Origin of the sequence: Amycolatopsis melonis, from assembly GCF_040064235.1 — a bacterium.
Classification (GTDB): domain Bacteria; phylum Actinomycetota; class Actinomycetes; order Mycobacteriales; family Pseudonocardiaceae; genus Amycolatopsis; species Amycolatopsis melonis.
In genome coordinates, this window is record NZ_JBDZYD010000015.1 from 263,344 (window position 1) to 276,412 (window position 13,069).

General features: G+C 70.3%; 9 protein-coding genes. 8 read left to right on the forward strand and 1 reads right to left on the reverse strand.

Annotated elements, in window-relative coordinates; all coding sequences use genetic code 11:
• Window positions 1-16: 16 nt before the first annotated feature.
• A complete protein-coding gene (locus tag ABJI51_RS35935) occupies window positions 17-760 on the reverse strand; it encodes a FadR/GntR family transcriptional regulator (protein ID WP_348955554.1) in 744 nt (247 codons plus the stop codon).
• A 314-nt stretch (window positions 761-1,074) separates the two neighbouring features.
• Here ABJI51_RS35935 and ABJI51_RS35940 point away from each other — a divergent pair, with 314 nt between their 5' ends.
• Genes ABJI51_RS35940 through ABJI51_RS35975 form a run of 8 tightly spaced genes read left to right on the forward strand, consistent with a single transcriptional unit; the run spans window position 1,075 to window position 13,024 of the window.
• A complete protein-coding gene (locus ABJI51_RS35940; RefSeq protein WP_348955555.1) occupies window positions 1,075-2,415 on the forward strand; it encodes an ABC transporter substrate-binding protein in 1,341 nt (446 codons plus the stop codon).
• Complete coding sequence (locus ABJI51_RS35945) at window positions 2,412-3,296, forward strand: carbohydrate ABC transporter permease (RefSeq protein ID WP_348955556.1); 885 nt, start codon at window positions 2,412-2,414, stop codon at window positions 3,294-3,296. Before ABJI51_RS35940 ends, ABJI51_RS35945 begins: the two co-directional genes overlap by 4 nt.
• A complete protein-coding gene (locus ABJI51_RS35950) occupies window positions 3,286-4,155 on the forward strand; it encodes a carbohydrate ABC transporter permease (RefSeq protein ID WP_348955557.1) in 870 nt (289 codons plus the stop codon). The genes ABJI51_RS35945 and ABJI51_RS35950 overlap by 11 nt, the downstream gene beginning before the upstream one ends.
• A gap of 28 nt (window positions 4,156-4,183) precedes the next feature.
• On the forward strand, window positions 4,184-6,097 hold the full coding sequence (locus ABJI51_RS35955) for a DUF8034 domain-containing protein (protein WP_348955558.1): 1,914 nt from the start codon (window positions 4,184-4,186) through the stop codon (window positions 6,095-6,097).
• 16 nt (window positions 6,098-6,113) lie between these two features.
• Window positions 6,114-8,459, forward strand: a complete 2,346-nt coding sequence (locus ABJI51_RS35960; protein WP_348955559.1) for an RICIN domain-containing protein — start codon at window positions 6,114-6,116, stop codon at window positions 8,457-8,459.
• Window positions 8,460-8,470: 11 nt separating this feature from the next.
• On the forward strand, window positions 8,471-9,946 hold the full coding sequence (locus ABJI51_RS35965; RefSeq protein ID WP_348955560.1) for an arabinofuranosidase catalytic domain-containing protein: 1,476 nt from the start codon (window positions 8,471-8,473) through the stop codon (window positions 9,944-9,946).
• Between the two features lie 11 nt (window positions 9,947-9,957).
• The gene (locus tag ABJI51_RS35970; protein WP_348955561.1) at window positions 9,958-11,928 is read left to right on the forward strand and encodes an alpha-L-fucosidase; all 1,971 of its coding nucleotides are present in this window, start codon (window positions 9,958-9,960) and stop codon (window positions 11,926-11,928) included.
• Between the two features lie 10 nt (window positions 11,929-11,938).
• On the forward strand, window positions 11,939-13,024 hold the full coding sequence (locus ABJI51_RS35975) for an RICIN domain-containing protein (RefSeq protein WP_348955562.1): 1,086 nt from the start codon (window positions 11,939-11,941) through the stop codon (window positions 13,022-13,024).
• Window positions 13,025-13,069 lie beyond the last annotated feature (45 nt).

Genomic DNA, 13,069 nt, shown 5'->3' on the forward strand with positions numbered 1-13,069 from the left:
TGTCCACAAAGGAATGTCAGTGGCCGAATACGCGGCGCTGGATCTCCCGCCGGTAGTCGTCCAGTGTGTTGTCGAGGTGGACCGCGACCGCCGCGGCCGCCGCGTCGGGATCGCCGTCGCGGATCGCCCGGTAGATCGCCGCGTGCTCCTCGACCGCGCCCGCGGCGTGCCCGCCGATCGAGCCGCACATGCCCATGATGTTCGACTGGCGCTGCAGGCGGCGGGCCTCGCGCACGGCCGAGACCAGGAACTGGTTGTGCGAAGCGGTGGCGATGCCGAGGTGGAACTCGTCGTCGCCCCGGTCGAACAACGCCGTCTGCCCGGTCAGGTGGCCCTGGCGGCAGGTTTCGGCGGCGCTTTCGATCGCCCGCAGTTCTGCCGGGGTGGCGTTGCCCGCGGCCAGCCTGCCCGCCGCGGTTTCCTGGATACGGCGGAACTCGAAGAGCTTGTAGACGTGATCGAGGTCGGTGGGGAGGAAGAACGCGCCCCAGCGCGCCGTGCCGAGCATGCCCTCGTCGTCGGAGACATACAGTCCACGTCCTTTGTGTGCCCGGATCCGCCCGATCGCCGAGAGGATCTTGACCGCTTCCCGCACCACGGTCCGGCTGGTGCCCAGCCGCGCCGCGAGCTCGTTCTCGGTCGGCATCCGGTCGCCGGGCCGCAGCCGCAGCTCGGCGATGAGGTGCAGGATCCGTTCGGCCGCCACCTCGTAACCGGGCCGGTACCGGGCCGGCGACGCGACTTCCTCGTCATGAGTCACGTGATGAGTATGACTTAGTTTCCGTTCGAGCCAGCACTTTACCTCGCCGGTGCCGCCCGCGGTCAAACCTCCGGGTGTGTGGTGTGAAAGTTACATCCTGTGGGTGGTGAAGCTGTCGAACGATCTCGATAAGCATGCTCATCTCTTGACGAGCGGCCGGGGCCGCTGCTCTCATGAGTCCCCGGCCGGACCGGCCGTGATCCAGCGGACCCGTTGCCGCGCAACGATGATCGAACCCGGAGCCGGCCGGGCGGCGGCGCCGGATGAGTCCGACACATTTCGCCCAGTGTGGCCACGACGGAGTGGAGTCGCTGATGATCGGCAGAACGCGCGCCGCACGGGTGATCCGGGCCGGGACGTGCCTGGCCGTGCTCGCCATGGCGGTCGTCACCGGGTGCCGCGGCGGTTCGGCGCAGCAGTCGCAGAACGGCTTCACCCCGGCCCCGCAGACCGGCGGAACCCTGACGGTGTGGGTGGATTCGACGCGGATGGCCGCCGCCCAGCTGTACCAGAAGCAGCATCCGGAGACGAAGCTCGACATCGTCGGCTACGACGGCGACGCCAACGGCTCCAACTACCTCCAGACCAAGGTGAGCCTGTTCAACCGGACCGGCGAGGGCTGGCCGGACGTCGTGTTCAGCTCGCAGAACAACGAGGTCACCTGGGCGAAGCAGGCGGGCTTCACGGCACCGCTGAACCAGGGGCTGATCCCGCAGTCCACTTTGGACCAGTGGGCGCCCGGCGCCAACGACCCGTGCACCGTCGAAGGCACGCTGTACTGCCTGCGCAACGACCTTTCCCAGACCGTGCTGTGGTACAACGCGGCGCTGATGAAGCAGTGGGGCTACCAGGTTCCGGCGACGTGGCCCGAATACCAGGCGCTGGGACAGCGGGTCGCCACCGAGCACCCCGGCTACCTGGTCGGCGCGGCGGGTGACACCTTCACCCCGGAGATCTACCTGTGGGCGGGCAAGTGCGGCGCCAACCGGATCACCGGGCCCAAGGCCGTGACGGTGAACGCCACCGGCCCGGAGTGCACCCGGATGGCCGCACTGCTCGACACGCTCGTCAAGGCCGGCAGCATGTCGACCAGCAGCGTGTTCAGCTCCGACTTCGCCAAGAACTCCGCCGACAAGATCCTGCTGATGCCCGGCCCGTCCTGGTACGGCGGCGCGTTGTTCCAGGGCAGTTTCAAGACCCCGGCGGGCCGGGTGTCCGCCGCCCCGATGCCGCAGTGGCCCGGCGATCCGCAGCCGTCGGTGGGCAACGTCGGCGGCGGGACCTGGCTGCTGTCCGCCCACAGCCACAACCTCAAGGCGGCGACGGACTTCCTGGTGTGGGTCACCACGGCCGACGACTACCAGGGCAAGCTCGCGCCCGGCTATCCGGCCTACCGGCCGGCGGCGAAGACCTGGCTGGCCAGCCAGGCGGCGTCCGGCTACTACGCCGGGGACGTCACCGGGCCGCTGCAGACCGCCGCCGGGCAGGTCTGGCCGGGCTGGGGCTACGGCCAGTTCAGCCAGGAGGCGATCTGGGCGGCCACGGTGACCCCCGGCCTGACCGCGGGCAAGCCGATCGTGTCGCTGCTGCCGGAGTGGCAGAAGTCGATCGAAGACCACGCGCGCGCCACCGGGTACGAGGTCAAGCAGCAATGAGCGCGCCGGTCGCGCAGCGACGGCGGGCCGGGCGCGCGGGCTACGCCTTCGTCGCCGCCTACCTGGCGCTGCTGATCGCCTTCGGGGTCGTCCCGACCGGATACGCCATCTCCTTCGCGTTCACCGACGCCGGCGGCGGCTTCACCGGCTTCACGAACTTCCTCACCGCGGCACGGGACTTCCGGTTCGCCGCGGCCGCCGGGCACGTCGCGCTGTACCTGGTGCTCTGGCTGGCCGCGCTGGTCGTGTTCGTGGTCGCGCTGGCCCTGCTGCTGCACCGGCTCGGCACGCGCGCCACCGGCCGGACCCTGCGGCTGCTGTACTACCTGCCGGGCGCGCTGGCCGGCGCGGCGAGCGTGCTGGTGTGGCTGTTCATGCTGGACCCGGCGGTCAGCCCGGCGGGCTTCCTGCTGCGCGGGCTGGGCTTCGGGACGTTCGGCGAGGTCGTCGCGCTCGACCACCTGCCGGTGCTGTTCACGCTCATCGCGTTCTGGACCGGTGCGGGCGGCTGGATCGTGGTGCTGTACGGGGCGCTGAACACCGTGTCCCCGGACGTCCTCGAAGCGGCCCGGATCGACGGCGCCGGCGCCTGGAAGACCGCGTGGCACATCCAGATCCCGTTGCTGCGCAAGTGGATCGTCTACATGGTGATCCTCGCCTTCGCCGGCGGCACCCAGCTGTTCGTCGAGCCGCAGCTGCTGGCGCAGGCCAGCGTCGGCGTGGCGGGCCGGGACTACTCGCTCAACCAGCTGTCCTACGACTTCGCCTTCCAGTACGACGACGTCGGCACCGCGGCCGCGATCTCGGTCGAGCTGCTGGTGGTCAGCGTGTGCGCGGCGGCGGTGTTCGTGACGCGGTCGAGGTTCTTCGATGCGGACTGACCGCGTGCGCAGGCACCTGCTGCCCGGCCTCGTGCTCGGGCTGTTCGCGCTGTTCTTCGTGCTGCCGGTGCTGTGGCTGGTGCTGGCCGCGACGAAGACCGACGACCAGCTCGTGCACAGTCATCCGCTGGCACTGGGCTCCTGGCAGGCGCTGGCGGCCAACTGGCACGCGCTCACCGTCTACCAGGGCGGGGCGATCTTCCGGTGGCTGGGCAATTCGGCGCTCTACGCGTTCTTCGCGCTCGTGATCACGTTGTGCGTGGCGGTCCCCGCCGGGTACGCGCTGGCCAAGACCCAGTTCCGCGGACGGCGCACGCTGCTGGTCACCACCCTGGTCGTGATGCTCATGCCGAACGCCACCCTCGTGGTGCCGTTGTTCCTCGAACTCAACGCCGTGCACCTCATCGGCACGATGTGGTCGGTGGTGCTGCCGTACGCGTTCTACCCGTTCGGCGTCTACCTGGCCTACATCTACTTCCACACCGCACTGCCGGAGGAACTGCTCGACGCCGCGCGGCTGGACGGCTGTTCGGAGTTCGGCGCGTTCCGCCGGGTGGCCCTGCCGCTGGCCGCGCCGGTGGTGGCGCTGGTCGGGTTCTTCAGCTTCGTGGCGAACTGGACCAACTACTTCCTGCCGTACGTGGTGCTGCCCGAAAGCGACCGGTTCCCGGTCCAGGTCGGGCTCGGCACGCTGCTGAACGACGTCCCGCAGTTCAACCCGACCGCGGCCGGGCTCGCCGTCGAGCGGCCCGTGCTGGCGCTGGCCACCCTGCTGGCGATCACGCCGGTGCTCGTCGTTTTCCTGTTCTCCCAACGGTTCCTGGTCACCGGAATGCTCGCCGGAGCCACCAAGCACTGACCCGCCAACGCGATCGGAGGACGCCGGGATGGACCCCGTGATCACGGCATCGGTGCCGCTGCTCGAACCACCGGGCTGGGCGCTGGCCCAGCGCGGCCTGTTCGACCTGCTCGACCGCGCCTGGCGCGCGTTCGAGGACGGCTTCACCGAACCGGACGGACGGCTGGCCTACCGCGGCGGGCTCGGCACGCGCGACGGGGTGGACGACTTCTACGAGACGTTCTTCAACTGGCCGCAGCTCTACCTGCTCGGCGGGGCCGACGACCTGCTGCCCGCGGCCGAGCGGCACTGGGAGGGCGTCACCCGGCAGCTGACCGAGCTGGGCATGCTGCACGACGAGTACGAACGCGGGTACGACTGGTTCCACCAGGGCGAAAGCCTGCTGCTGTTCTACTTCCTGTGCCTGGCCGCGCCGGACCGCTGGGCCGCGCGGGCCCGGCGGTTCGCCGACCTCTACGTCGATCCCGCGCACGGCAACTACGACCCGGTGCACCGGATCATCCGCCGTCCGCACAACGGCAGCGACCGGACGCGGGAGGGCCTGTTCGACGGCGTTTCGTATCCGTGGCTGCCCGAAGAGGCCCGGATGTACGGCTTCCCGCTGGAGTGGGTCCTGCCGCCCGGTGCCCAAGAGCCGCCGCGCGAGCACGATCCCCGGCTGGGCCGGGAGCTGCGCGAGCGCGCCGGCGTCGGCGACACCGCGGTCAACCTGGCCGCCACCGGGCTCGTGCTCAACGCGCTGCTGCTGACCGGCGAGCCGCGGTACCGGGACTGGATCGCCGAGTACGCCGGTGCCTGGTGCGCCCGGGCGGCCGCCAATGGCGGGATCGTCCCGGACAACGTCGCCCCGGACGGCACGGTCGGCGGGCTCATGGCGGGCCGCTGGTACGGCGGCCACTACGGCTGGTCGTGGCCGCACGGCTGGTACAGCGTCGGGCAGGCCGCCACGATCGCCGCCCTCGCGGGTGTCGCGGCCACCGGGGACGAGTCGTTCCTCGACCTGGTCCGCCCGGCACTGGACGAGATCATCGCCCAGGGCAAGGTGATGACGTTCGCCGAGGCGGACTCCAGCCTGCAGTCCCGGTGGACCGCCCAGCTCGGCCCGGACGTCCACACGCCGACCCTGCACGTCCCGTTCCGCTACGCCGACCGCGGCTGGTTCGACCACAACCCGATGATGATGGCCGTCCCGACCGCGCTGTGGCACCACTCGGCCGCCCCGGCCGACCGCGAACGGCTCGAACGGCTGCGCGCCGCCAGCGGGTACGACTGGCGGACCGTGCGGCCGTTCCGCACCAAGGAGGAGGCCGGGCACGAAGAACCGTGGCTGGCCTTCCTCGCCGGCGACGACCCCGGTTACCCCGAGCGCATCCTCGCCGCCGCGCAGGCCCAGGTCCGCCACCGCCTCGCCCGGATGGACCGCCACCGCGGCGAGGACGTCGCCGAGGCCGACATCCACCTGTGGCAGCAGACCAACCCGGTGGTCACCGAGGCGCTGGTCCAGCTGACGTGGGGTGGCCCGCAGGTGCTGTACAACGGCGGCCTGCAACAGGCCCGCGTCCGCTACCACGACGCCGGAGCGCGGCGGCCCGGGCTGCCGCCGTCGGTCGCCGCGCTGGTCTCCCGGATCGATCCCGAGGCGACCGTCGTCGACCTGGTCAACCTCGATCCCGGCACCGACCACGCGGTGGTCGTGCAGGCAGGCGCGTTCGGCGAGCACACCATCCACACCGCGCACCACACCGCCTGCGACGACCCGTCCTGGGTCGGCGGGCTCTACGACTACGGGCACACCGAGCCGCGGATCACCTCGGTGCCGACCCGGGTCGACGGGCCGTGGCTGACCGTGCGGCTGCCCCGGTCCACCACCGTCCGGCTCACCCTCCGGCTCGGCCTGCGCACCCGCACGCCGTCCTACCGCTCCCCCTTCGACACCCCGTAACCGAGAGGTCCCCGCCATGTTGCCGCGCACCATCGCCGCGCTAGCCACCGCTCTGGTGGCGACCGCGCTCGCCGCACCACCGGCCCACGCCGCGACCGTCACCATCGCCGTCTCGCCGTCCGGCAACGACGCCAACCCGGGCACGCCGGACCAGCCGGTCGCCACCCCGGCGAAGGCCCAGCAGCTGGCCCGCGCCCAGGCGGCGGGCAACACCGTCGTCGTGCAGCTGGCAGGCGGCACCTACCGGCTGTCCGCGCCGCTGTCGTTCACCAGCGCCGACTCCGGCGTCACCTGGCAGTCCGCGCCGGGGCAGACCGCGGTCCTCTCCGGCGGCAGCCCGGTCACCGGCTGGTCCGTGCAGGACGCGGGCCAGAACATCTGGGTGGCGTCCGTGCCGGCGGGCAGCGACTCCCGGCAGCTGTTCGTCGACGGCGCGCTCGCCCCGCGCGCGGCGATCCCGTTGTCCCGCAACGACGTGCAGATCACCACGACCGGGATGACGATCCGCAACTCCGCGCTGAACTACCTGGCCACGCTGCCGCAGCAGAACCGGATCGAGGTGGAGAGCCAGAACTCGTTCACCGACCGCTACGCCCCGGTCGACCGGATCAGCGGCACCACGATCACCATGCAGCAGCCCGCGTGGAACAACAACAACTGGGGCTACGACACGCTGGCCAAGCCCTTCGGCGGCGGGCAGCTGTACCTGGAGAACTCCTACTCCTTCCTCAAGAGCACCGGCCAGTGGTACCTGGACCCGCAGGCCGGGAAGCTCTACTACAAGGCACCCGGCGGCTGGGTGCCCGGCAGCCACGAGGTCGTGCTGCCGCGGCTGACGTCGCTGGTGCAGATCAGCGGCACGTACGACAACCCGGCGCGCAACCTCACGTTCAAGGGGCTGAGCTTCGAGCACACGACGTGGCTCACACCGAGCACGTCGGTCGGCTACGCCAACCAGCAGACCGGCACGTTCCTCCCGGCCGCGGCCCCGATGCCGGGTGACTTCCTGACCTCCTGCCAGTCCGGTTGCCGTCTGTTCGAGGGCGCCCGCAACAGCTGGGCGCAGGCACCCGCCGCGGTCCAGGTCTCCGCGGCCAGCGGGATCACCTTCAGCGGCAACACCTTCACCCACCTCGGGCAGGTGGCGCTGGGCATCGGCAACGACGCGAACGCCCACGCCTCCGGTGTCGGACTCGGCGCGTCGTCGATCACCGTCGACCACAACACCTTCACCGAGAACTCGGGCGGCGGCATCGTCGCCGGCGGCGTGCGGCCCGACGCGCACCACCCGTCGAACGCGGCGATGACCAACCGGGACATCACGATCTCGAACAACACGGTCAGCCGCGTGGCACTGGACTACAAGGAGATGGCGGGCATCCTGACGACCTACGTCACGCACGCGGTCATCTCGCACAACGACGTGGCCAACCTGACCTACGACGGCATCGACGTCGGCTGGGGCTGGGGCGCCAACGACCAGGGCGGCAGCCAGGACTACCGCAACCGCGGCCTGTACGACTTCCAGCCGGTCTACACCACGCCGACCACGCTGCGCGACACCGTCGTCAGCTACAACCGCGTGCACGGCACGAAGAAGCTGATGCACGACGGCGGCAGCATCTACAACCTCTCCGCCAACCCCGGCAGCTCCATCGACCACAACTACATCTACGACAACAACCGCACGGTCGGCCTGTACCTGGACGAAGGCTCCCGGTACGTGAAGGTGTCGGCGAACGTGATCCAGGACTCCGGCGTGTGGGCGTTCACCAACGCCAACAACAGCAACAACACCAGTGACAACACCTTCAGCGGCAACTGGTACAACGGCGGCGCGACGCAGGTGGCCACCGGGCCGCCGCACAACAACGTCCTGACCGGGAACGTCCAGGTCAGCGGCACCAGCTGGCCGTCGGGCGCGCAGCAGGTGATCGCCGCCGCGGGCACCGGCGGCAGCACCCCGGCCGCGACCCCGGTGCGTGCCGTTGGCGCGGGCAAGTGCCTCGACGTCAACGGCGTCTCCACCACCCCCGGCGCCCAGGTGCAGATCTGGGACTGCAACAACGGCAGCAACCAGTCCTGGACCCGCACCGCCGCGGGCGAGCTGACCGTCTACAGCGGCAGCGACCTGCGCTGCCTGGACGCCTCCGGGCAGGGCACCACCCCCGGCACGAAGATCGTGATCTGGAACTGCAACGGCGGCGCCAACCAGCGGTGGACGGTCACCGCGGCAGGCGCCATCACCGGCGTCCAGTCCGGGCTGTGCCTCGACGTCACCGGCAGCGGCACCGCGAACGGCACCCCCGTCCAGCTCGCCACCTGCACCGGCGCGAACAACCAGAAGTGGTCATTGGGCTGAAAGGACCCGCCATGTTCCTGCGCAGAAGTTCCCTCGCCAGAGCACTGCTGACCGCCGCAACGGCGCTGACGCTCGCCGCCGGGGCCGCCGTCGCCGCGGGTTCCGCCGCCCAGGCCGCCACCCAGCAGGCGTGCGACATCTACGCCGCCGGCGGCACCCCGTGCGTCACGGCGCACAGCACCACCCGCGCGCTGTTCGGCGCGTACGCCGGGCCGCTGTACCAGATCCAGCGTGCCTCGGACCAGAAGTACCTGGACATCGGCCTGCTGACGGCGGGTGGCTACGCCGACTCGGCGCCGCAGGTCACGTTCTGTGCCGGCACCCGGTGCACGATCACGAAGATCTACGACCAGACCGCCAACCACAACGACCTGCCGATCTCGTGGGGCGGGTTCTGGAAGGGCCCGGGCCCGAACGGGTCCGACATCGGCGCGGACGCGATGGCGCTGCCGGTGATGGCAGGCGGGCACCCGGTGTACGGCGTGAAGGTCACCCAGGGCGTCGGCTACCGGATCGACAACGCGAAGAACGTCCCGGTCGGGGCCCAGCCCGAGGGGATCTACATGATCACCTCGTCGAACTACGTCAACCAGTGGTGCTGCTTCGACTACGGCAGCGGCGAGATCTCCCACAACGACACCGGCAACGCCACCATGAACGCCATCTACTGGGGCACCGCCTGCTGGTTCGGCGGCTGCACCGGCACCGGCCCGTGGGTCGAGGCCGACCTCGAGAACGGCATGTACCACACTGGAACCGGCTCCAACAAGGACCCGAACAACCCCGGCGTGCACCACCCGTTCGTCAGCGCGTGGGAGAAGAACAACGGCACCAGCAACTTCACCCTGAAGTACGGCGACGCCACCACCGGCGGCCTCACCACCCCGTACTCCGGCGGGCTGCCGCGCGGGTACTCGCCGATGAAGCTGGAGCCGTCGATCCTGCTGGGCACGGGCGGCGACAACAGCAACTCCGGCGTCGGCGAGTTCTTCGAAGGGGCCGTGACCAGCGGCTACCCGAGCGACGCCACGGAGAACGCGGTGCAGGCCAGCATCACCGCGGCCGGCTACAGCACCGGCGGCGGCACGCCGACCACCGGCACCGTGCGCGCGGCGGGCGCGAACAAGTGCCTCGACGTCAACGGCATCTCCACCACGCCCGGCACCCAGGTGCAGATCTGGGACTGCAACAACGGCAGCAACCAGACGTGGACCCGCACCCCCGCGGGCGAGCTGACCGTCTACAGCGGCGGCGACCTGCGCTGCCTCGACGCCTCCGGCCGGGGCACCACCCCGGGCACCAAGGTGATCATCTGGAACTGCAACGGGCAGAACAACCAGCAGTGGACGTTCAACACCAACGGAACCGTCACGGGTGTCCAATCCGGACTGTGCCTCGACGTCACCGGCGGCGGCACCGCGAACGGCACCCCCGTCCAGCTCGCCACCTGCACCGGCGCGAACAACCAGAAGTGGTCCCTGAACTGAAAGGCCCCGCCATGACTTCGTTCCAGTTGTCCCGGCGCAGGCTGCTCGCGGTGGCCGGCCTCGCCGTGGCGGCCGACGTCCTGCGCGTGCGCACCGTCTGGGCCACCGAAGGTCCCGGCAGCTACACGCCGAGCTGGTCGTCGGTCGACCAGCACCCGCCCGCGCCGGAGTGGTTCCAGGACGCCAAGTTCGGCATCTACTACCACTGGGGCGTGTTCAGCGTCCCGGCGTTCGGCAACGAGTGGTACCCGCGGAACATGTACATCGCCGGGTCCAACGAGAACAACCACCACAAGCAGGTCTACGGCGACCCGTCGGCGTGGCCGTACCAGAACTTCATCAACGGCGCCCGCGACAAGGCGGGCAACTGGGTGCAGTTCGCGCCGAAGCTGAAGTCGGCGGGCGGAAACTTCGACCCCGCCGAATGGGCGCAGCTGTTCGCCGACGCCGGCGCGAAGTTCGCCGGGCCGGTCGCCGAGCACCACGACGGCTACTCGATGTGGAACAGCACGGCCAACGAGTGGAACTCGGTCCGCACCGGCCCGAAGCTGGACCTGCTGCGGCTGCACGCGGACGCCATCCGCGGCAAGGGCCTCAAGCTGCTGGCCGCGCTGCACCACGCGTACCACTTCACCGGCTACTACGACCACGTGCCGACGCAGCCGACGGAGTCGCTGCGCCGTCTGTTCGGCCAGAACGGCCGGGCCGCGGAAAACCAGCTGTGGTACGACAAGCTGCGCGAGGTCGTCGACGGCTACCAGCCGGACCTGGTCTACCAGGACTTCAACCTGACCCAGGTCGACGAGGCCCAGCGGCTGAACTTCCTGGCGCACTACTACAACCAGGCCGTCGCGTGGAACAAGGACGTCGTCGCCACCTACAAGGACGGGTTCAACAACCGGGGCGAGGTGTTCGACTTCGAACGCGGCGGCCCCGGGGACCTGATGACCCCGTACTGGATGACCGACGACAGCATCTCCAGCTCCAGCTGGTGCTACACCGTCGGCATCGGCTACTACTCGATGAAGGCCATCCTGCACTCGCTGCTGGACCGGGTCAGCAAGAACGGCACGATGCTGCTGAACATCGCGCCGATGGCCGACGGCACCATCCCGGCCGGGCAGCGCACGATCCTGCTCGGCATCGGCGACTACCTCAAGCGGTTCGGCGAATCGGTCTACGCCACCCGCGCCTGGTCGGTGTACGGCGAAGGGCCGACGAAGATGGGTGGCGGCTCGTTCACCACCCCGGTGGAGGGCACCGCGACCGACATCCGGTTCACCCGCAGCAAGGACAACACCGTGCTGTACGCGACCGTGCTGGGCTGGCCGGGGAGCACGCTCCACATCACGACCCTCGGCTCGAACCGGATCAACCTGGCCGGCCTCACGTCGGTGCAGCTGCTCGGCCCGGACGGCTCGGCGACCACGCTGACCGGCCGGACCCAGGACGGCTCGGGCCTGCACATCACGATGCCGTCGTCGACGCCGCCGTTCAGCGCGCCGGCGTACGTGGTGAAGATGAGGTTCTCCGGCCAGATCCCCACGCCCGGCAGTGCTCCGCTGCCGACCGGCTGGGCCAGGATCGCCAACGTCACCACCGGGCTGGTGCTCGACAGCGGCGGCAACGTCGCTTCGGGCTCGCCGCTCAAGCAGTGGAACTGGGACGGCAGCACGAACCTGCAGTGGCAGCTGACCGACGCGGGCGGCGGCTACTACCGGATCGTCAACCGCACCAACGGGATGGTCGCCGACAGCGGCGGCAACAGCGCCAACGGGGCCATCTGCGTCCAGGCGTCGTGGAACGGCGGCGTCAACCAGCAGTGGCGGCTCACGAGCCTGGGCAACGGCCGCTACCAGATCGTCAACCGCGGCACCGGCACCGCGCTCGACGGCATGGGCAACTCGGCGTCCGGGTCCACCGTCGGCCTGTGGACCCCGAACTCCAGCACCAACAACCAGTGGACCATCACCGGTGCCTGAAGGAGTAAGCATGCGAACACGGTTCAGGTGGCTCGTCGCGGCCGCGGCGGCACTGGCCGCCGTCCTGCCTGCCACCCCGGCCGCCGCCGCCGACTCGAACGGCGGAACGCGGGTGATGCCGCTCGGCGACTCCATCACCGACGGCACGCAGGTGCCCGGCGGGTACCGGATCGGCCTGTGGCAGCGGGCGACGGCGGGCGGCTACCGGATCGACTTCGTCGGGTCGCAGTCCAACGGTCCCGCTTCCCTCGGCGACCACGACCATGAAGGCCACCCGGGGTGGCGCATCGACCAGATCGACGCGAACATCGTCTCCTGGCTGCGCGCCACCACCCCGCACACGGTCCTGCTGCACATCGGCACGAACGACATCCTGCAGAACTACGACGTCGCCCGTGCCCCGGACCGGCTGTCCGGCCTGGTCGACAAGATCACCGCGACGGCACCGGACGCCGAGGTCTTCGTCGCGACGATCATCCCGATCACCGACAGCGGCCGGGAATCGGCCGCGCGCACCTTCAACGCGGCGGTGCCGGGGATCGTGCAGCGCAACCAGAACGCCGGCAAGCACGTGCACCTGGTCGACATGCACGCGGCGCTCACCACGGCGGACCTGATCGACGGCGTCCACCCGACGGCGGGCGGCTACGACAAGATGGCCGCGACGTGGTTCGCCGCGCTGCAGACGATCCCCGGCAGCCTCGGCACGCCCGGCCAGTCCACCGCCCGGCAGATCTACGGCACGCAGTCGGGCCGCTGCGCGGGCGTCCCGTCCTCGGCCGACGGCACCCCGGTCCAGCTGCAGGACTGCGCCGGGGCACCGTGGACCCCGAACGGCAGGCAGCTGACGACGGCAGGCAACAAGTGCCTGGACGCCTCCGGCCAGGGCACGGCCGACGGCACCCCGGTGATCATCTGGACCTGCTCCGGCCAGGCCAACCAGCAGTGGACGGTCAACGCCGACGGCACGATCACCGGCGTCCAGTCCGGCCGCTGCCTCGACGCCACGGGTCAGGGCACGGCGAACGGGACACGGCTGATCCTGTGGACCTGCAACCGCCAGGCGAACCAGCAGTGGACGCTGCGGGCAGGCTGACGGGTCTGCCGCGGCTTGTCGTGAGTGGTAATTCGGGTTAGAACC